Annotated in this window: 20 protein-coding genes; 10 read left to right on the top strand and 10 right to left on the bottom strand. The window is 41.5% G+C overall.

Annotated elements, in window-relative coordinates:
* Nucleotides 1–3: 3 nt before the first annotated feature.
* The 3 genes from ATHSA_RS08740 to ATHSA_RS08730 all read right to left on the bottom strand — a co-directional run bounded on the left by ATHSA_RS08740 (nt 4) and on the right by ATHSA_RS08730 (nt 2,572).
* On the bottom strand, nt 4–1,236 hold the full coding sequence (locus ATHSA_RS08740; protein ID WP_161848712.1) for a transcription antitermination factor NusB: 1,233 nt from the start codon (nt 1,234–1,236) through the stop codon (nt 4–6).
* Nucleotides 1,233–1,916 carry a zinc metallopeptidase gene (locus tag ATHSA_RS08735; protein WP_174755574.1) on the bottom strand — a complete coding sequence of 228 codons (684 nt, stop codon included), beginning with the start codon at nt 1,914–1,916 and terminating at the stop codon, nt 1,233–1,235. The genes ATHSA_RS08740 and ATHSA_RS08735 overlap by 4 nt, the downstream gene beginning before the upstream one ends.
* A 104-nt stretch (nt 1,917–2,020) precedes the next feature.
* Nucleotides 2,021–2,572: a TetR/AcrR family transcriptional regulator gene (locus ATHSA_RS08730; protein ID WP_161848711.1), complete on the bottom strand. Its 552-nt coding sequence runs from the start codon at nt 2,570–2,572 to the stop codon at nt 2,021–2,023.
* Nucleotides 2,573–2,662: 90 nt separating this feature from the next.
* Between ATHSA_RS08730 and ATHSA_RS08725 the strand changes: the two genes are divergently transcribed.
* The 3 genes from ATHSA_RS08725 to hemW are packed head-to-tail and all read left to right on the top strand — an operon-like array spanning nt 2,663 to nt 5,365.
* Nucleotides 2,663–3,460: a 50S ribosomal protein L11 methyltransferase gene (locus ATHSA_RS08725; RefSeq protein WP_161848710.1), complete on the top strand. Its 798-nt coding sequence runs from the start codon at nt 2,663–2,665 to the stop codon at nt 3,458–3,460.
* Nucleotides 3,457–4,260 (top strand): hypothetical protein, encoded by an 804-nt coding sequence (locus ATHSA_RS08720; RefSeq protein ID WP_161848709.1) that lies wholly within the window; start codon nt 3,457–3,459, stop codon nt 4,258–4,260. Before ATHSA_RS08725 ends, ATHSA_RS08720 begins: the two co-directional genes overlap by 4 nt.
* Entirely contained in the window at nt 4,250–5,365 is a 1,116-nt protein-coding gene (hemW, locus tag ATHSA_RS08715; RefSeq protein WP_161848708.1) for a radical SAM family heme chaperone HemW, read from the top strand. The genes ATHSA_RS08720 and hemW overlap by 11 nt, the downstream gene beginning before the upstream one ends.
* Here the strand turns inward: hemW and ATHSA_RS08710 are convergent.
* From ATHSA_RS08710 to ATHSA_RS08695, 4 genes are all read right to left on the bottom strand, one after another.
* A complete protein-coding gene (locus tag ATHSA_RS08710; RefSeq protein ID WP_161848707.1) occupies nt 5,357–7,042 on the bottom strand; it encodes a sensor domain-containing diguanylate cyclase in 1,686 nt (561 codons plus the stop codon). The two genes, hemW and ATHSA_RS08710, sit on opposite strands and share 9 nt — an antisense overlap.
* Entirely contained in the window at nt 7,039–8,373 is a 1,335-nt protein-coding gene (locus ATHSA_RS08705; protein ID WP_197739160.1) for a C1 family peptidase, read from the bottom strand. Before ATHSA_RS08705 ends, ATHSA_RS08710 begins: the two co-directional genes overlap by 4 nt.
* Before the next feature lie 113 nt (nt 8,374–8,486).
* Nucleotides 8,487–9,137, bottom strand: a complete 651-nt coding sequence (locus ATHSA_RS08700; protein WP_161848997.1) for a 3-oxoacid CoA-transferase subunit B — start codon at nt 9,135–9,137, stop codon at nt 8,487–8,489.
* Between the two features lie 5 nt (nt 9,138–9,142).
* Nucleotides 9,143–9,790 (bottom strand): CoA transferase subunit A, encoded by a 648-nt coding sequence (locus ATHSA_RS08695; protein WP_161848706.1) that lies wholly within the window; start codon nt 9,788–9,790, stop codon nt 9,143–9,145.
* A 243-nt stretch (nt 9,791–10,033) separates the two neighbouring features.
* On the opposite strand from ATHSA_RS08695, the gene ATHSA_RS08690 reads away from it, so the two are divergent.
* Entirely contained in the window at nt 10,034–11,455 is a 1,422-nt protein-coding gene (locus ATHSA_RS08690; RefSeq protein WP_161848705.1) for a Do family serine endopeptidase, read from the top strand.
* Nucleotides 11,456–11,512: 57 nt separating this feature from the next.
* Here the strand turns inward: ATHSA_RS08690 and rd are convergent, their stop codons facing one another.
* From rd to ATHSA_RS08675, 3 genes are read right to left on the bottom strand one after another with little or no spacing between them, the layout of a single operon-like run.
* Nucleotides 11,513–11,674: a rubredoxin gene (gene rd / locus ATHSA_RS08685; protein WP_161848996.1), complete on the bottom strand. Its 162-nt coding sequence runs from the start codon at nt 11,672–11,674 to the stop codon at nt 11,513–11,515.
* A 17-nt stretch (nt 11,675–11,691) separates the two neighbouring features.
* Nucleotides 11,692–12,132, bottom strand: a complete 441-nt coding sequence (locus tag ATHSA_RS08680; protein ID WP_161848704.1) for a hypothetical protein — start codon at nt 12,130–12,132, stop codon at nt 11,692–11,694.
* Nucleotides 12,129–12,572 carry an RrF2 family transcriptional regulator gene (locus ATHSA_RS08675; RefSeq protein ID WP_161848703.1) on the bottom strand — a complete coding sequence of 148 codons (444 nt, stop codon included), beginning with the start codon at nt 12,570–12,572 and terminating at the stop codon, nt 12,129–12,131. Before ATHSA_RS08675 ends, ATHSA_RS08680 begins: the two co-directional genes overlap by 4 nt.
* Before the next feature lie 159 nt (nt 12,573–12,731).
* On the opposite strand from ATHSA_RS08675, the gene ATHSA_RS08670 reads away from it, so the two are divergent.
* From ATHSA_RS08670 to larC, 6 genes are all read left to right on the top strand, one after another.
* Entirely contained in the window at nt 12,732–13,880 is a 1,149-nt protein-coding gene (locus ATHSA_RS08670; RefSeq protein WP_161848702.1) for a PQQ-binding-like beta-propeller repeat protein, read from the top strand.
* A complete protein-coding gene (locus tag ATHSA_RS08665; RefSeq protein WP_161848701.1) occupies nt 13,880–15,019 on the top strand; it encodes a C1 family peptidase in 1,140 nt (379 codons plus the stop codon). Before ATHSA_RS08670 ends, ATHSA_RS08665 begins: the two co-directional genes overlap by 1 nt.
* A gap of 129 nt (nt 15,020–15,148) precedes the next feature.
* Entirely contained in the window at nt 15,149–16,702 is a 1,554-nt protein-coding gene (locus ATHSA_RS08660; RefSeq protein ID WP_161848700.1) for a radical SAM protein, read from the top strand.
* A gap of 66 nt (nt 16,703–16,768) precedes the next feature.
* Nucleotides 16,769–17,575: an ATP-dependent sacrificial sulfur transferase LarE gene (gene larE / locus ATHSA_RS08655; RefSeq protein WP_161848699.1), complete on the top strand. Its 807-nt coding sequence runs from the start codon at nt 16,769–16,771 to the stop codon at nt 17,573–17,575.
* Nucleotides 17,572–18,324, top strand: a complete 753-nt coding sequence (gene larB, locus ATHSA_RS08650; protein WP_161848698.1) for a nickel pincer cofactor biosynthesis protein LarB — start codon at nt 17,572–17,574, stop codon at nt 18,322–18,324. The genes larE and larB overlap by 4 nt, the downstream gene beginning before the upstream one ends.
* Before the next feature lie 5 nt (nt 18,325–18,329).
* Nucleotides 18,330–19,526, top strand: a complete 1,197-nt coding sequence (larC, locus tag ATHSA_RS08645) for a nickel pincer cofactor biosynthesis protein LarC (protein WP_197739159.1) — start codon at nt 18,330–18,332, stop codon at nt 19,524–19,526.
* Nucleotides 19,527–19,549: the final 23 nt, after the last annotated feature.

Here is a 19,549-nt window from a genome sequence, read left to right as displayed (position 1 = left end):
TTTTTAACCTTCCTTGATGATTTTGGAAATGTAAAAACCCTCCATCCATTTCAGAAGTTGAACTCCAAAACCGTTAAAATCAAAATCGAAAACCCCATCAAAAGGATCTACAGATCTTCCTTTGTGCGTTGAAAGAAATTTTTCGATCACACCATCCGTTTCTTCTTTTGTTACCGTGCACACGGAATAGACCAGAGTCCCGCCGATCGAAAGGTTATTCCATAATTTGTCTATCATCTTCAATTGCATCTCTGACTTTTCTTCTATGTCCCTTTCCGTTATCCTCAAAAGCAAGTCCGGATGTTTTCCTATCGTTCCAAGTGCCGTACATGGTGCATCAACAAGTATTTTATCAAATTTTTCATCTATCTCGTCATTTAAAATGTCCAAACTCATTATTTTTGAAGGCATTTTCCGTAATCTTTTGAAATTGTCCATAGCGATCGAACTTTTGGATCTGCTAAGATCGTTGTAAAAGATCGAAGATTCAGGCTCCATTTGAATGAGATGCGTCGTCTTCGTTCCAACTCCTCCGAAGGCATCTAAAATTTTTTCTCCTTTTTTGGGATTGACAACGATACCGACAAGTTGTGAGGACTCATCCTGAAATGTGAAATCGCCATTTTCGAATTGTTTGAAAGTGTTAAGATCAATCCCTTCCGGACATTTGATTCCCCATGGAGAGAAGTGCATCGGATATGCCTGAATGCCGTGTGATATAAAATCTCCGATTATCTCATCCTGACTTTTGTTTACAGATCTCAGCGAAATTTCATGCGATTCTATGCTCTTCAAAAACATGTCGAAATTTTCACCAAACTGAGATTCTAACTTATCGTAGAGCCACTGGGGAAGGCCTGTGCCAAGATCGATTTCATTCGCTACCTCGGATATTCTCCTTAAGATCGCGTTGACAAGGCCTTTGAACTTGGGAGGTGAGATCTTTGTGTACTCGTTGACGACGGCATAAGACGGTGTTTTCATCTCTATCAGTTCGTAAGCCCCCATTATCAGTATGCTTTTGATGTATGGAGGAGTGTTTTTTGGATTTTTCAAAAAAAGATCGATCTGTTTATTTAACTCGAAGTAATACCTTAAAGTGCCGTACACGATCTTCCTTATAAATGCCCTGTCTTCATCTTTGAATTTTACGGTCTTTTCCCATGAAGTTCTTGATATAAAAAAATTCGAGATCCCTTCTTTCAGGATCTCAAGCGCTACGATTCGAGAATTCATCTTCTTACCATGTTCGATATGAGTATAAGTCTAAGCAACTGCAATGCGGCCATCGCGACGCTTGCCACGTATGTCATGGCGGCGGCGTTGAGGACCTTTCTTGCCATCGAAACCTCTCCTTGGGGTATTGCCATGACATTCTTTAGCATGACAAGGGCCCTGTGTGAGGCATCGAGTTCAACTGGAAGTGTCACAAGCGTGAATATCACAAAGAAACTGAACAGAATTATTCCTATCTGCATCAAAAATTGGCTGTAGAATATAAGGCCAAGGAAGAATATTATCCACGAAAGGCTTGACCCTATATTCGCGGTCGGTACTATTGCGTCTCTAAGTATCAAAGGTACGTAATGATGGGCATGCTGGACGGCATGGCCCGTTTCATGGGCCACCACACCAAGCGCCGCGATTGAATCGCTCGAATAAGTTACGTCGGACAGCCTTATAACTTTGGACCTTGGATCGTAGTGATCTGTAAGTTGGCCCGGCGTCCTTTCAATTTTTATATCGTAAAGGCCATTGGCATCGAGCAACATGCGGGCAAGTTTTGCGCCCGTTACATTTGCAGAAGATCTCACCTGAGAATATTTTTTGAATGTAGATGTAACCTTTACCTGTGCCCATACGGCAAGAATTATGGCCGGAATCAAAAGCACCATTGAAGCAAACCACAAAATCATATTTTCCATCACCTCATGAGTATTATACAACTTTTACATCTTTAACCTTCACTTTTTGCTCTTTCTCCTGTCACTGTCTTATCGGGGCATTTGTTTGTGTTTTATTACTTTGCAAGTCCTTTTATTATTATAAGTTCGATGGTGTCGGGAGACATTTGTCCCTCCGGCAAAAGTGCAGAGGATCCGACTATGTCGGTTATGGCTCGCGCGTATTCTTTTGAGTCAGTGTCGATCTCGGTGGAAAGTACATCGGCCACCCTGTTCACGAAGCCGTCGTACTCGGTTTTTATGTGCTGCCAACTCGATCCGGTCTCGGAATAAAAGCGCGTCTTTTCTCTTTCTATGAGTCTAAGGGATTGTCTATCATTTCTGAGAAAATCTATATATGCCCTCAGGAAGGCCTTCGCTTTTCTGACGTATTTGTTGTCATTTTCAGATATTCCGAAGACCTTGTCTTCGAGTTTGTGGAAGGCCTCGTCCCATGTTGCCTTGAAAAGTTCTTCCTTACTTGGAAAGTAATAATATATCAAAGGTTTTTTAACATTGGCGAGTTTGGCTATGTCTTCCATTGAAACGTCGGCGTAAGACTTCGAAGAAAAAGCCACCTTTGCGGCTTCCAATATACTTTCTCTGACTCCATTCTGTCTTACCGTCATATTCATAACCTCTTTCTGACTTTGACCTTCCAGTCAAAAAAATGATATCATATTTGTTGTAAAAATTCAACTGGGAAATAAGGAGTACAAATGGAAAGAAGGGCTTTTAAGTTCAAGGTAAAGAAAAGTGAGTCAGACCAGATCATGGAGTATCTGTGCGCAAAGGGATGGTGTGATTTTTACTCTGAATCGCTTCCAGAAGGAGATGAGGAATATTTTCATCTCTTTTGCGACGAAGAAATCGATCTGGCCGAGATGGGCATAGAGTATGAGATCGAAGTTGTAACGGATGAAGACTGGATAAAGAAATGGGCGGACAGTTTGAAGATAGTGGACGTTGGAGATGGACTTTACGTTAATCCAAATCCAGATAAATTCAAGGATCCGGATGGCATAACCGTTAGAGTAATACCCGGAATGGCCTTTGGAACGGGAGAACACGAGAGCACCAAAATAGCGATAAGATTTCTCAAAAAAGTTGTAAAACCAGGATCGACCGTGTGTGATGTTGGATGTGGAAGCGGGATCCTATCGGCTTTTGCCGTAAAACTTGGAGCCTCAAGGGTTTTAGCCTTGGACGTGGATAAACTCGCCATTTCTCAGGCGTTGGAGACTGCGCGGATAAACAACGTTTATTACGAGGTAAGGCAGAACGATCTTTTAAATGGTATTGATGAGAAATTCGATGTCATTGTGGCAAATCTTTATTACGATCTTGTGATAAAGATGGTTGATTTCATTCCGGCCGGTGCATATTTTGTGGTTTCGGGAATAGACAGATCTCATGAAAGGGCACTTGAAGATTTTTACGTTGAAAAGGGATTCAAGATGGTGGATAAAAATTGTGAAAATTCATGGTGCGGGTTTATTTGGAGGAGAGATGTATGAAAAAATTCATTGTGATTTTAATTGTGGGGTTAACGGGAGTTACGATCTTTGCATCCAACGCTTTTAAAATCTTTCCATTTTTCGGTACACAATGGACAACTTCTTATTCTCAAGAAATTGGCAATCTCGTTTTTCTTGAATCTGTTGGAACAACAGGCGTCTTTGGAGCGGTAGGCTTTTCGAAGACCTTTATAGACAGGCAAAGGGTCGGCTTCATAGATTTGATGGTCGGAAAAACTAAATACGTTGCGGCTCTCGGATTCGATCTTAACCCTATCGAGCCGGTTGGATACTTTCAATATGAGACGATGAGAACGATGGCACCGATCTTTTACGATCTAAATTTAGAACTTGGAAATTACGCTCTCGGTAATTTTGGCGTTGACATGACTGGTACAACCCAGTTCGTCTTTTCTAACCTTTCACTTTACGCTCAAACTCACTTCTATCTTGTCTTTCAATCTGATTTTCAGGGTATGGCAAACCTCGATCTCTCGTATAATCCATGGAAAGCATCTTTTTTGACGACAAATGAGGTCGGAAATCTTTACTTTCTCACAGGCGGATTTGAAATCAAAAAACTTGGCATATCCTTAGATGCTGGAACTGCATACAATGAAAAAGGTTTTGCTCCCGCGATAGGCTTGTCTTCTTCCTCTGCGACGATGGGAAACAACTGGTTTTTGAGGGCCTCTTTTTCGCAATACGGTCCCGCAATTTACACGATCTTCATGGATGGAGAAAATCAGTTGACCTTTGGGTACAATCAGGGGGCGGTATATTTATCCGTTGAAAACTAAAATTTCTTTGTACGTCCATGTACCTTTTTGCTCGAGAAAATGTGTCTACTGTGATTTCACATCCGTTGTAAATGAAAAACTCATTCCTTCTTACTTCGAAGCGATGGAAAAGGAGATCGATCTTCGATCCTGCAAGAACTTCGAAGTCTTTACCATGTATTTCGGAGGGGGCACCCCAAGCCACGTGGATGTGGGCTACATTTCAAAATTGATGAAGAAAATAGAATCAGCGTTTGAAATAAATGCGCAAGAGATAACTCTTGAAATGAATCCTGAAGATGTTACAGATGATAAGTGTCACCGGTTGAAGGATCTTGGCGTTAACAGGATAAGCCTTGGACTTCAGAGCAGTTCGAATGAAATTTTGAAAGTCATAGGAAGGCCTTATACTCTTGAGGATTTTTTGAAAAGGTATTATATTGTCAGAAAATACTTTAACAATGTCAATATCGATCTTATGTACAATCTTCCATTTGAAAGACTTTCAGATGTAGAGTCAGATCTAAGGATAATAGAAAGCACGCGACCTGATCACATCTCGTTTTACGAACTTGAATTGCACGAAGGAACGCCGCTCTATTCCATGGTCAACGCCGGCGTTGCAAGATTGCCATCTGAAGAAATATCGGAAAGGATGTACGATACCATAGTAGATGGCCTTGAGAATTTTGGCTACAAAAGGTACGAGTTGAGTTCTTGGACCTTAGAAAAGCCATCTATTCACAACATCAACTACTGGGAAAATGGTGAGTATCTGGGAATAGGAGTCTCTGCCGGCAGCCACATTGGAACCGAGAGATCTGTAAATCTTTCAGACATAAATGATTATTTCGCAAAGATAAGATCGAATTTGTTGCCGTACGAATATCACAAAAATAACAGTCTAAAAGAAGAGATAGGCGAAACAATCTTCATGGGGTTAAGACTTGCTCGCGGAATAAATGAGAATGACTTGAGAACTAAATTTGGATCTGAACTCACGGCGATCTACCTTGAAAAATTGGATAAATTCAGAGGATATTTTCTTGAAAGTAAAGACGGATTTTTAAGGTTCACAAAAGAGGGAATGAAATTTTCTGCCCTTGTGCTTTCGGAATTAGTTTGAGAAGGAGACCTGATTTTTTCCTCTCATCTTTGCAAGATATAACGCTCTATCGGCCGATGCGACTATACCGTTAGAACTCGATGAATCGACGGGATACGAAGCGATGCCTATACTTATGGTTATCTTGACGGGAGGGTTTCCCTGAGCGACAGAGATGCGCAAACGCTCGGCGATGGATCTTGCCGTTGATTTGTCTATGTCCTTCAATATAACGGAAAATTCATCTCCTCCGTACCTTGCCGCGATATCACCATGCCTTATCGAATTTTTTATTTTGTCTGCGAGGTATTCTATGATTAAATCTCCCATCTGGTGACCGTAAGAATCATTTACAAGTTTGAAATCGTCTATGTCCATCATCAAAAGCGCGAATCTTTCGTTTTCTTTGACGAATTTATCAAGTCTGTTGTAAAATTCGGTGTGATTGTAAAGACCGGTTTGTTGATCGCGGATGGCTTTCTCCTGAAGTGTTTCGAATTCGCTCGAATTTTCAAGCGCTATTAAGACCTGATTGGCAAAGATCTCGAGTATGGTTATATCCTCGATCTTGGGCCTTTTGCCGCTTGCAGGTTTGTCCGGAGAGATGTAGGCTATCATTCTTCCGGATTTGTCGTATATCGGAACCCATAGAAGATCTCTATCTTTCCAACTGTCCGCGTCTTTTACATCGTAATTTCCGACGTAGACCATCTCGTCAGGAAGGTTTACATTCGCCTCTTCCGGGATAAAATATGAGTTTGAGATCTTGTACTCATCTCTCATGAGACTCTTGACAAAGGCAAGAGTTGGAGGATTTTGACGAAGCCTTTGGAAATCTTCATTTGAAATACCCGCGTATGCTATCCTGTCAATACTTCCGTCAGGCTTGACAAGGCTTACGAGTGCATATTCCCATCCAAGGTCCTTTTGGATTATAGATGCAACCTTCATCATAAGATCGACAAGCGGAACATTTGACTTTAGCATTTCAGAAACTTCGAGCACGCGCTTGAGTTGATTCACATTTTTAGAAAGCGCGTCTCTTTCCCTTTCAAGTTCCATTCTCGCGTTGCTCTCGACAGACAACAAATATGTCAAAAGTATTGGGAAGATAAGCGTGTAAAGAATGAAATACGTTATATAACCATTTGAAAAGTAGAGAAAGTATGCCATCGGAAGGGCAAGCGCAAAGACACCGCTTTCTAAAGAGAGATATTTTAGAGAGGTTATGAAGTCTTTGTATCTTCCATAATAATAGTAAAGAAAAAGATCGACGAGTATGAAGTTCATTATTTTGAAGACAAAAAATGCCAATATTATTCCCCACACGCTGACGCCGGCATAATTCAGCGCAAAGCCGGCAGTCGCGTAGGAGAGAGCGTACTGGACCCCACCATAAATTCTCCGTGGTATATCTATCTTTGCGTATTGGAAAAGTACAATTAAATAAGCCACGATGGATGTGACGACGGGTCCGAAGATGACAAGCATCGGAAAAAGAAAGAAAAAACTTAAAGATACGGCAAATTTTCCAAATCTTATCACGCCAAAAGAATGGCTCAGATAAGAGGCCGTAAGCAGAATGAAGAAGATCAAAAGATCATCTCTTCTGCTTATCGAGCCGTTAAGCAAGAGGAGAACGTAAAAAAGATTGAGAATTAAAATCGAGAAAATGAGAAAATTTCTTTTATCCTTCATCTTGCAAACGCAACGGATCCCATTGGATCCCATGGAGGAAGAATGACAGGCTTTTCCTTTAGAGCCTTTTTCATCTCTTTAGAAAGGTATTTTTTGTCAACGACTATTTCGTAGACGTACTGGTCGAACCAAGAATCGCTCATTATGAAATATCCCTTGTCTCCTATCTGATCGCCCCAACTGTTTTCAACCTTCCATTTCGTGATCTTGCCTTCGCTGTTTATGTCAATTCCAGTAAAGACCATTGCGTGAGTCATGAGACTGTCACCGTAATCGAGACGGCTTGACTTATCGAATATGAATTTCGTCCCATAGAGTTTCTCAAAGTCGTATATCTCTGTGTCGAGAATTCCCTTTTCCCTTTCCATCATCTTTCCAACATCGGCTGTAAACCATGTAAGGTTCCCATCTAAAATCGCCTTTTTTGCCATCTCTTTGAAGTCTTTGAGGTCAAGGTTTAAATACGTTATACCCTTTCCTCCGATTACATTCCCGAGGTACTGGACTGTATACGTCTTCATGAATTGCTTGTCTGGCGTTGGACAATTTATTACGCTTACGGTATCTTCGAGAGGAAATCCAAACTCCTTGTAAAATTCTACCGGCGTTATATTCTCTATTCTGTGGAAATTTCCATCTTTATCTTTGTACTCGTAATCAAAGGTTTGAGGAGGAAGGCCCATATTTATGGAAAGTATCCTGTATATCTCATCTAACATTTCGACTTTCTTTGACTGGATATGCTTTTCGGATTCATTTTTCTCGATCATCTTTCTCAAAATCATGGCATCTTCTCTCAACTTTGTGTCGAGCAATCTGTTCATGGTCGCCGAATCGCTCGTCTGGAAACTCTCGTCCATCAATTCTTTTGGAAGCACTCCATATTTCTCGACAAGATCGACGAACATGCCCCACTGACCCCCATCTTCGACGGGCTTCGAAAGAATCCACATGACTAACCTACCGTGAAGGTCCTCTTTTCCTGTCTCGATTATACTCTCGAGAAAGTAATTCGCTTTTTCAAGTTTATCGTAAAACATCTGATAACTTTGGGAAAGTTCAAAATTTTCAAGATTCAATTTATCCGCAACACTTTCCCTCAGAAGATTAAGGCCAGCAAACATCCAGCATCTTCCACTCTTCTTTTGATTCGTAACGCCCCTTGTCTTTATCTCATTTGAAAAAACTCTGTTCATGCTCTGGGCATGAACTCTGTTAAGCGCCGCGGTGTTGATGGCACAGTTCGAGGCGGCATTCATTGCGACTACGTTCTTTTCGGAAGATTCAAAGTTTTCCCTGAATTTTTTTAAGTCTTCGAGACTTATTTTCAAATCGATCCTCTCCTTTCGAATTTATTTTATTCTATACCAAACAAAGTGCAAATTCCTATCGCTTCGGCTTTTAAGTTGAATTCAGTATATAACAAATATGGTCAAAAACATAATTACACTTCCATCACTTTAAGATCTTTTGGTATTATCAAAGAGGCTTCTGTCGACTTTACAACTTCTTCAAGCCTTACCTCAGGTGAGATCTCTTTCAAAACAAGTCCTTCGTCTGTTGGTTCTATGACGGCCATCTCTGTAACGATAAGATCGACCCTTCTTATGGATGTTAGGGGCAATGTACATCTTTTGACTATCTTTGGATCTCCTTTCGATGTGTGGGTCATTGCAACGATGACGCGTTTTGCGCCGGTTACAAGATCCATTGCACCTCCCATGCCGGGAATCATTTTGCCCGGGACCATCCAGTTGGCAAGATGGCCTTCTTCGTCGACTTGTAAACCTCCAAGCACTGTGAGATCGAGATGTCCTCCTCTTATTATCCCAAAGGAAAGTGCACTGTCAAAGCAGGCTGCCCCCGGAATCGCGCCCACGTAATTTGCGCCTGCATTCGTAAGGTCTGGATGCTCAAGCCCTTCTTCCGGCAAAGGACTCATTCCTATTATTCCATTTTCCGATTGAAAGAGCACCCTTACATTCTTTGGAATGTAATCAACCACGAGAGTGGGTATTCCTATTCCAAGGTTGACAAGTTGACCATCCCTTAGTTCTTTTGCAACTCTTTTCGCTATTATGAATTTCGGATCCATCATTTTCACCTGCCCTTTACAATGTAATCTATGAAGATGCCTGGCGTGTGAACTTCATCCGGTGGTATAGTTCCAACGGGCAAAATCTCTTCTACCTCTGCGATCACGGTCGAGGCCGCCGTTGCCATTATGGGATTGAAATTTCTTGCAGTCAAAGAATAGACGAGATTTCCATTGCAATCGGCTCTCTTTGCCTTTATGATGGCAAAATCAGCCTTTAGGGGAAGTTCAAGCATGTAATCCTTTCCTTCTATATTCATGATCTGCTTTCCTTCCGCGATTATCGTGCCAACTCCCGTTGGAGTCAAGATTCCCCCAAGTCCAAGTCCACCGGCCCTTATCTTTTCGACAAGTGTCCCCTGCGGAACGAGTTCTACCTCGATTGATCCTTCTATCATCTGTTTTTGAGTCTCTGGATTTGTTCCGATATGGGAGACAATGACCTTCTTTGCGAGTTTGTTAACGATGATCTTTCCAACCCCTCTATCGGGGAAGGCCGTGTCATTGGCTATTATCGTAATGCTTGATCTTTTTTGTCTTACGATCTCGTCTATCAGTGCATTTGGAGATCCAACTCCCAAAAATCCTCCAACCATTACAACGGCACCGTCAGGAATCATCTTAACGGTCTCTTCCACACTTAAAAGACGCACCGTGATCTCCTCCTCTTTACCTCGATTTCTGAATTTTTAATATTATATATCAAACAAAATTCAAATTCCGAATGATCGGCAAACTGCACGTAGCGGATGGCAAGCAAAAACTCTTTATCAGTAATCAACAAAGTCTTTTACTGTTACTCTTTACTGTTCACTCTTCACTTGTCATTTGAATTTTGAACAAGTAAGATCCTTTTTCGTCTAAAAATTGAAAAAACCTTTAGGAGGTGCGTAGATGTGAAGAAGTTTAAAGTTTTAGTTGTGATGACCCTAATGATCGCGATTGTAAGTGCCTTTGCCTACGCGGCAGATACATCGAGTGCAACGTCGACACAGCCTTACGGTTATTTGAACCCGGATGTTGTAAGTCCGGTAATAGTGGTGGCAAAGGCGGTATCACCGGCAGTTGTAAGGATAGTTGCCACGCAAACGGTGGCCATTTCAAATCCTCTCGATCCTTTCTTCAGACAGTTCTTCGGTATAACTCCTCAACCACAGCAACAGCAACAGGAAAGTGATTTGGGATCCGGGATAATATTTAACTCTGAAGGTTATGTCGTGACGAATTACCATGTGGTTGGAAATGCCCAGACAGTTCAGGTAACCTTACTCAGCGGTAAAACTTACACCGGTAAGGTGATCGGAGGAGATCCGACAAATGATCTTGCAGTCGTAAAGATAGAAGCACCTGCGGGTACCGTTTTCCCGACAGCGGTGCTTGGAAATTCAGATGATATTCAGGTTGGTGAATACGTAGTCGCAATAGGTAATCCATTCGGTCTCGATTATACAGTGACATCTGGTATAGTAAGCGCGATAAACAGAAAAGTTCCGAAACCCAATCCTTCTGGTAACGGGTACAGTGGATATTATTACAACATGATTCAGACCGATGCACCAATAAATCCCGGCAACAGTGGAGGTCCTCTCGTTGATATCCATGGCAGGGTTATAGGTATAAATACGGCAATAATCTCTCCTTCTCAAGGACAGGGCGTTGGATTTGCCATACCTATAAATACAGTTAAGACGCTTATAAACAGACTAATTCAGGGCAAGGGGCCAGGATATCTGGGAATTCAGGTTACCGATCTGACGCCGGCACTTGCGCAGAATCTTGGAATAAACATAGATTCAGGAGCCCTTGTGGTGAGTGTTTACCCCAATTCTGGAGCGGCAAAGGCCGGGTTGAAAATAAAGGATGTCATAGTAGAGGTTAATGGAGTTAAAATAACGGGTGCGGACAAACTCGTGAGTGTTATAAGCGAATACGCCCCCGGAGATACGGTCAATCTAAAAGTCTACAGGGATGGACAGTATCTCAACCTTAGCGTTACACTTTCATCTCAAAGCGTATTTGAAAACACGAATGTCTATAACGCGAATGGCTTCACAGTTGCCAATATAACGCCAGCCTATGCAACTCAGTACTCGATCCCATCTGGAGTTAGCGGTGTGGTCGTTACCTCTGTTGATCCGAGCAGTAACGCTGCCATGGCTGGACTCGAAGTGGGAGACGTTATAATGTCCGTGAACAACCAAAAGATCACTTCCGTTCAGGACTTCTCAAGGGTTTACCAGAGCATACCGTCTGGTGGAACTGTAACCATGGTCGTTTATTCTCAGGGTATGGAAATGCTGGCGATATTTGGAAAGTGATCTTCCAATCCCTCCCCCTAAAAAATAACTCCACGAAAGTGGAGTTATTTTATTATTTCAATCTATCGGTTCAAAGGCATCCTTGGGAGCGCCACAATCCGGACAGACCCAGTCGTCAGGTAATTTGGAAAAAGGCGTTCCCGGCTTGATGCCATTATCCGGATCTCCTTTTTTGGGATCGTAGACATACCCGCAAACGGTGCAGACATAACTTCTCATATCTTCTGCCATTAAGATCATCTCCCTCTTATTTTTTCAAAAACCAATTTTTCCAAATTCTCAAAGCCTTCTCTGAAGAGAGAAAGTACATCTATCATCATATTATTTTCGTCTATCCTTATGACCGGCTCAATGTCGAGAGCGCCTACGATGTAGATATGAAAACCGGCAGGATCGAGTCCTAATTCATTTGATTTGGATACAAAGGATCTTGCGACTTCGTATTTGTAAGGGCCCAAATATGAAAGATTTTGAAAGACCTTATCGACAAACCTTCTTTCAAAGTGCCTTATGTGATCGGATATTTTTTGATTGTCAAGGCCAAAAATCTGGTGATACTTTGAAAAGATGTAAGGCGCATTTTTGACATACTCAAAATAAAAATCGGGCCAATTTGATTTGTCCCTCTCAAGTACAAGAAAAAAATCCTGGCTTCTGTCTATTAAAAGTTCCTTCATGATCTTGCCGAATATTTGTTTTCCATATCGATTAAATCTTGAAAGGTATATTTGGAAAGAGCCTTTGTCATGGCCATATAGGCATCATTCCAGACATATTTTATCATGCAGTAATCGAACATATCGCACCGCTGCTTTCCCTTATCTCTCTCAAGGCAATTGAGTCTTTTGGTAGGATTTTCCATTAAAGTAATGATATCGGAGATTCTTATCTCCGAAGGTTTTTTCGCAAGCGCGTATCCTCCATTTTTCCCTCTAATGGTGACGACTATTCCCGCCTTTTTCAACTGAAAAAGTAATTTCTCCATGTAATCCGTTGGCACATCCTGCTTGGAGACTATCTCTTTCAAAGTCAATTTCTCAAGTCCTTTATTCCAGGCCCTTGCGAGTTCATAAACTGCACGGGTCGCATAAGAACTTTTTGTGGACAAATCAAGCATTCAATTGATCACCTCGCAGAAAATTATACCACAAATTATGTCGAGAAAAAAGTGATGTTTTTGTCTTATGCTCTATTTCACAACTTTATAAACATTGATTCAGAATGTGAATTTTTTTGGTATACTAAATTGGTATTTTCAATCTTTGAGGTGCGCAAATTGAAAAGGCTGAATCTTTTTCTTTTATTTTTTTCGATTTTGTTTATCGTTTTAATGCTTTCTGGATGTGTGAAATTGCAATCGGGTCTTTCTTCTATAGGCACTGTAAAAAGTTTTGAACTTGTGAATCCACAAAATCCTATGGCAACAGGACAGATATATTCTTCTCCTGCAGTCTCGGAAAATGGAGACGTATTCGTGGGCGGTCAACGCGGTCTTTTTGTCATTTCATCTACCGCTTCTTGGTGCTTTTCGAGTAATGCGGGAGTTTATTCATCTCCTTCAATAGATGCCACAAATGATATGGTCTTTGTCGGTAACAATGAAGGTCAGTTGATTTACGCCTCTTATCCATTTACAAATTACAAAACGATGATGGTTTCATATTATCCTCTGATATCGGCACCGATCATCGTCGATGGGAATGTCTATGTCATCGATAATTACGGTAACATCTTCAAAATAAATGAGGCGGAAATGACAAAGACCTATCTTGTAACGGTTGGCACAAATGGGAGCGGTATATGGGCAAGCCCTGTTACAAACGGGATCAACCTTTTTGTCGGCTCAGATAGCGGTATCTTTTATGCAGTCAACCTGAATTCTGGAAATATCCTCTGGCAGTACAAAACTGCAGGTCCAATTTATGCATCAGCGGCGATCGGAATTGATGGGGATATATATGTTGGATCAGATGGCCTGTACTCTTTCAGTCCCGATGGAACTTTAAGATGGAGAGATCCTTTAGACGGATCTCAAATTTACGGCAGTCCCGTAATCTCTCAAAATGGGGTTGTCTACATTGGAACTATTGATGGAAATTTTTACGCGATAAACTCCAAAAATGGTCAAATTTTGTGGAGTGTGAATCTTAATTCTGAAGGTGGCATATCGTCATCTGCGCTAATTGGAGAAAATGCAATTTACGTCGCATCGGGATACGAATTTTATGAGATAGATCCCTCCGGCCAGATTTTGGGTCACGTGAATGTGGGATATAGCGTCGAATCGAATCCCGTCCTTTACAACGGTAAGATATACTTCGGATGCGATAACGGAAAATTCTATGAAATATCCGTATTTGAATCGATGCCTGCCGCTGGATGGCCCATGTTCATGCACGATATTTATCATACGGGGAGGCAGTAATGAGAAAAGCGATTTTTTTGATCTCGATAATGATTTTGATTCTTTTACTTTCGGGCTGTATGTTGATTAATCGAAGTACCTCTCAAATCCGCCCTGCTCTCGGTAATATACTAATGCCACGCGATTTTCTCGAGCAATGGTTTGAGAACGTAAGACCATTCTCTTCAGGCACAGAAGTCCTGCCACAACTTATCGCTTCCCAAAACGAGATCTCCTTGACCCAACAGGTACTGCTTGGTCCTGTGCTCTCATCTTTGCCGAGTGATTACAACCCGAATCTTTTGACATTTTCCAAGGGTGGGAATATCCCCGACGTTGGTGATCAGGGATACAACAACACATGCTGGGCATTTGCAACTGTTGAATCTCTCGAAAGCGCTATGGAAGTCCAACTTGGAAGTGCCCGAGTTCAATCCGATTACCCGTTCATATCGAACCCTTCCTCTCCGGCTCTTTCGACCCAGTTTGTCTCTTACAACAACGCAAACTGGAATATAATCGGGAACAAAACTCTTTCCTATCAGGAAACAAATGAAGATGAAGGTGGAAATTTGTTTTTCGCGTTTTATAATCTTGTAAGACGCGGAGTCCCTCTGGCCAGTGATTTTCTCTATTACGGGTATTATCTAAATTCTCAAGGCAATGAAGTTGGATATCCATACATTTTATGGGATCCATCAAATGATTCATGGCCTTACCATCTTGTGAAGCCTGTCTCTACGCTTGTGATAAATCCATGGCAATTTTCAAGTTATACAACCTTTATAAACACGATAAAGAGCGCAATAATCGAGTACGGTGGACTCGCAGTCCAGTTAGACGTCTACTCTGACTTCGACACATTCGATTTGAATGAGCCTGCCGGCCCAAATGGTTGGGTATATCCAGGACCTTCACCATCGGCACAATTTGAAGGAGGTCATGCCGCTCTTCTTGTAGGCTGGGATGATAACTGGACGTACGACGGGATCGATTATGGACCTGTGTGGATTCTTGAAAATTCGTGGGGAACTTCTTGGGGAGACAATGGATTTTGGAGACAGCCAATGATAACGGAGAACGAATTCAAAAATCTTTCATCTGCCCCTTTATGGAAAATAGAGGTAAACAGCATGTATGTCCCGTATTTTGGAGGATGATTCGATGTTCGAAAATCTTTTCCAAATAGACCTATTGACAAAAGAAAAAAATTTTTGTACAATGAACTTGAGTTTAATTTTGACCGTTCGGTAAAATTTTCGACGGACAAGGAAAGGAGTATGATCTGAATGGGAATAGGCAGTGAAATCAAGGATAAGGCTACAAAGATGGCTATCAATGCAGTTCTTGGAGGGTATATAGATTATATAGTTAAAGATCCGGAAGCGAATTTTGATAAAGCCATTGAATCCCTAAAAAAATTAGAGCATACCATAGGAGGAACTGATAATCTTTCTAAATTCGCGGACTGGGTTCAGAAGAATCCGGGTTCAAGACAATGGCTTATAAACCTTTTCAAGAAGGACAAACATGTGGTCAAGACCTTCTTTACAAACTTCCTTATAAATGTAAACCTCGGCTGGCTCAAATACAATAAAGAAGAAACGATAGCCAAGAATGGATTTGCCGCTCCCTACACGATCCTTATAAGTCCAACGATGAGATGCAATCTCAACTGTATAGGTTGCTATGCGAGCGAATATTCAAGACAGGATGATATGCCAATCGAACTTGTGGACAGTATAATAACACAGGGAAAGGCAATAGGAACGTATTTCTACACGATCCTTGGTGGAGAGCCATTCGTCAGATGGGCAGAACTTTATCCTCTCATAAAGAAGCACAACGATGCACTTTTCATGATCTTCACCAATTCAACCTTTATAACTGACAAAGTTGCCGATCAGATAAGAGAACTCGGAAACGTTTATCCAGTTCTTAGCGTGAATGGCTGGGAAGAGGAGACCGATTACATAAGGGGAAAAGGCGTCTACGCTAAAGTCCTCGCTGCGGCCGACAGGCTAAGAGAAAGGGGAGTTATCTTCGGGAATTCATTTGTCTTCATGAGAACGAATTTTGAACAGTTGACCTCCGATGAACTTTACGATTTCTGGATAGAGAAGGGCGCTTTCTTCTCGTGGCTTTTCCTCTTTATGCCAGTTGGAAGGGATCCAGAAGTTGATCTTATGCCTCTTCCATCCCAGAGAAAGGCAATGGGAGATTTTGTAAGATCGCTAAGGGCAAGAAAGCCATACTTCCTTATGGACTTTTGGAATGACGCGCCTTCCGTTGGTGGATGTATAGCCGGAGGAAGAAGGTACCTTCACATAAACAGCGAAGGATACGTTGAACCATGTATATTTACCCATTTCGCAACTGACAATATAAAAGAAAAGTCTCTCGTTGAAATTCTGCAATCTCCATTCCTTGCCGATATAAGGTTCCACCAGCCACATTCGGACAACCTTCTTACCCCTTGTATGATAATAGACAATCCGTGGGTCTTAAGAGAGGTCGTTGCAAAGCATCATGCGAAATCGACAGACAAGGGTGCATCCGAACTGGTCGTCACAAAACTCGTACCGGCACTTGATGAATATTCCAAGAACATTCACAAAGAACTTGACCCTGTATGGGAGAAAGAATTCACGAAAAATATAGAAGAGATAAAGCAAAAAGGCACTTCACATGGAGAAGGACTTGACAGATTGTGGTTCCAGAACAATCCTGACAAGATCTTCGAATGGGCAAAGAAATATCCTTTCATTCTCGATTACGATTTCCTTCAGGCCGCGATAAAAGAAGTCAAACACCTTGAAAAAACAGGTGCGGTAGGAAAGTAAAAGAGAATTCATAAAAATAAAGCCCCGTAAAAGCGGGGCTTTAAAATATGTGGAGGATGTGTTGAAATGAAAAAGGAAGAAAAAATAGAAGATTTGAGGTCTTCGTTGATAAAGATGAAAAAGGTCGTTGTGGCCTTTTCGGGAGGGGTGGATAGCACCTTTCTTCTTAAATTCGCGCTTGATACTCTTGGAAGAGATAACGTTATGGCTGTGACGGTTTCTTCTCCCATAAGATTTGAAAATGAAAATTCTCAGGCCATTAAAATCGCAAAAGAGTTGAACGTAAAGCATATGATAATAGATCTGGACGAAACTATGAATGAAGATTTTGCCAAAAATGATCCTCTGAGGTGCTATTATTGTAAATACATGACCTTTTCAAAGTTAAAAGAGATCGCGCAAAGGGAAGGAATGGTCATAGTTGATGGTACCAATTACGATGATATATCCAAAGATTACAGGCCCGGCCTTAAAGCCCTTTCTGAACTCGGCATATTAAGTCCTTTGAAGGATACAAAATTGACAAAGGAAGAGATAAGAGAACTTTCGAAACAAATGAATCTTCCGACCTGGGACAAATTCCCTCAGACATGTCTTGCAACTCGTTTTCCATACGGCACAAGAATAACGATGGAAAAAATTGGAAAGATTTCAAAGATGGAGTCGTATCTCGAGACTTTGAATCTCAAAGTTCACAGGGCGAGATACCACGATGAGAGGACTTTGAGAATAGAAGTATTACCAGAAGACTTTTCTAAGTTGATGGAAAATAAAGATCAAATAGTAAAGATGGCAAAGGAAATGGGCTTCAATTATGTTACCCTTGATCTTGAAGGATACAGAAGTGGGAGTTTAAATGAGGTGTTAAAATGATAGGAAAGGATCTAAAAAATATACTTGAAGAACTCAAATCGGGAAAAATAGGTGTTGAAAGGGCGATCGAACTTATCTTAGATCCCGGATATAAAGATATAAATTTTGCGCGTGTAGATGTTGACAGATCGAGAAGAAGAGATTTTCCAGAGGTGATCTTTTGCGAGGGCAAAAGTGACGATCAGGTCGTAAAAATCTTTGAAGAGTTGGGAAAATATTCTCTGAATTTGCTCGGTACAAGGGCGAATCATTCTACATTCGAAATGGTCAAAAAAATCTTCCCGCAGGCCCGATACAACCATGTCGGGAGGACCATAACGATAGAAAGGGAAAAACCTTCTGAAAAGGGTTCTATATTGATAATAAGTGCGGGAACGTCTGATCTACCTGTTTTGGAGGAATGTTTTGAAACAGCGCGCATAATGGGAAACAAGGTATCAAGACTTGTGGATGTTGGAGTTGCCGGAATTCATAGAATTCTTTACAATGTAGATCTTCTCGACAGTGCAAAGGTTATAATCGTGATAGCGGGAATGGACGGTGCCTTGCCAAGCGTAGTTGCGGGCCTTGTCAAAAAGCCGATCATAGCCGTTCCCACAAGTGTAGGTTACGGTGCCAATTTTAACGGTCTTGCACCACTTTTGACCATGCTCAACAACTGTTCTGGCGGTATCGGGGTTGTGAACATAGACAACGGCTTTGGCGCTGCCTACCTTGCGAGTCTCATAAACAAAATCGGAGAGGAGTGATCTTTGTGGACGCCTATTTCGAAATGTTTTCAGGTATAAGCGGAAATATGACCCTTGGATCTTTGATAGATCTCGGGCTCGATCTTGAACTTTTGAAATCCGAACTTGGAAAATTACATTTGGAAGATGAGTATGAAATAACGGCTCAAAAAGTTTCAAGGTCTCACATAGGAGGAACCTACGTTGATGTGAAATTGCATCATCACGATCACGATGAGGATCACGATCATCATGGCGATCACGATCATCATCACGGAAGAAATCTGGAAGATATAAATAAAATAATAGACTCGAGTGAACTTTCAAAGAACGTGAAGGAAAAAAGTAAGGCGATCTTTATGAACCTTGCAAAGGCCGAGGCGAAGGTTCACAGAACAGATATAAATGAGATTCATTTTCACGAAGTTGGGGCGGTCGATGCCATCGTTGACATAGTGGGATCTGTCATAGGACTCGAAATGCTGGGAATTGACAGGATATACGCTTCCCCCATAAACACAGGTCAGGGATATGTGATGGCCGCACATGGGAAATTACCCGTTCCGGCTCCGGCCACCGCCGAACTTTTAAAGAATGTCCCGATATATTCGAGCGGAACAGAAAAAGAACTCACAACACCTACGGGGGCTGCAATAATAACGACGCTGTCCTCTTATTTTGGACCGAGGCCGCTTATGAGTGTGGAGAAGATCGGATACGGTGCCGGCACCTATGAGATAGAGATACCAAATCTTTTGAGAGTAAGTCTTGGAAGAGTGGAAAGGATTTCTAAAAGGGTAAAGGTCATAGAGACGAATATAGATGATATGAATCCACAATTTTACGAGTCGATAATGGAAAAATTATTTCACGAAGGCGCTTTAGACGTTTATTTTACACCTATTCAGATGAAAAAGAACCGCCCGGCCATTAAAATAAGCGTGATCGCAGAAGAACAGAATGTAGAAAAGTTGAATGCCATACTTTTAACGGAGACTACGACACTTGGAGTTAGGATCTTTGATGCCGAGAGGGAAACTCTCGAAAGGGAAATGAGAGAGGTAAAGACAAAATGGGGAAAGGTAAGGGTTAAAGTCGGACTGCTTAACGGAAAGGTGGTCAACTTCTCTCCAGAGTACGAAGATTGCAAGAAAATATCGTCTGATTTTCGTGTGCCCATCAAAGAAGTTTACATGAATGTTTATTCTTCTTTTGAACTTTGAGATGATCGATTACGAATGCACGC

This window comes from Athalassotoga saccharophila, from assembly GCF_009936215.1.
Lineage (GTDB): Bacteria > Thermotogota > Thermotogae > Mesoaciditogales > Mesoaciditogaceae > Athalassotoga > Athalassotoga saccharophila.
Note: the sequence above shows the minus strand (reverse complement) of the source record. Positions and strands in the feature narration are given on the sequence as shown.

What these genes read in the sequence shown, in the direction of transcription:
- ATHSA_RS08680 (WP_161848704.1), bottom strand. Translation starts at nt 12,132, where the DNA reads ATGAAGGAACTTTTAATAGACAGAAGCCAGGATTTTTTTCTTGTACTT.
- rd (WP_161848996.1), bottom strand. Translation starts at nt 11,674, where the DNA reads ATGAGAAGTTATGTCTGCACCGTTTGCGGGTATGTCTACGATCCCAAA.
- ATHSA_RS08720 (WP_161848709.1), top strand. Translation starts at nt 3,457, where the DNA reads ATGAAAAAATTCATTGTGATTTTAATTGTGGGGTTAACGGGAGTTACG.
- ATHSA_RS08710 (WP_161848707.1), bottom strand. Translation starts at nt 7,042, where the DNA reads ATGAAGGATAAAAGAAATTTTCTCATTTTCTCGATTTTAATTCTCAAT.
- ATHSA_RS08700 (WP_161848997.1), bottom strand. Translation starts at nt 9,137, where the DNA reads ATGGATCCGAAATTCATAATAGCGAAAAGAGTTGCAAAAGAACTAAGG.
- ATHSA_RS08675 (WP_161848703.1), bottom strand. Translation starts at nt 12,572, where the DNA reads ATGCTTGATTTGTCCACAAAAAGTTCTTATGCGACCCGTGCAGTTTAT.
- larB (WP_161848698.1), top strand. Translation starts at nt 17,572, where the DNA reads ATGATAGGAAAGGATCTAAAAAATATACTTGAAGAACTCAAATCGGGA.
- ATHSA_RS08725 (WP_161848710.1), top strand. Translation starts at nt 2,663, where the DNA reads ATGGAAAGAAGGGCTTTTAAGTTCAAGGTAAAGAAAAGTGAGTCAGAC.
- ATHSA_RS08740 (WP_161848712.1), bottom strand. Translation starts at nt 1,236, where the DNA reads ATGAATTCTCGAATCGTAGCGCTTGAGATCCTGAAAGAAGGGATCTCG.
- ATHSA_RS08730 (WP_161848711.1), bottom strand. Translation starts at nt 2,572, where the DNA reads ATGACGGTAAGACAGAATGGAGTCAGAGAAAGTATATTGGAAGCCGCA.
- ATHSA_RS08665 (WP_161848701.1), top strand. Translation starts at nt 13,880, where the DNA reads ATGAGAAAAGCGATTTTTTTGATCTCGATAATGATTTTGATTCTTTTA.
- ATHSA_RS08735 (WP_174755574.1), bottom strand. Translation starts at nt 1,916, where the DNA reads ATGATTTTGTGGTTTGCTTCAATGGTGCTTTTGATTCCGGCCATAATT.
- larE (WP_161848699.1), top strand. Translation starts at nt 16,769, where the DNA reads ATGAAAAAGGAAGAAAAAATAGAAGATTTGAGGTCTTCGTTGATAAAG.
- ATHSA_RS08660 (WP_161848700.1), top strand. Translation starts at nt 15,149, where the DNA reads ATGGGAATAGGCAGTGAAATCAAGGATAAGGCTACAAAGATGGCTATC.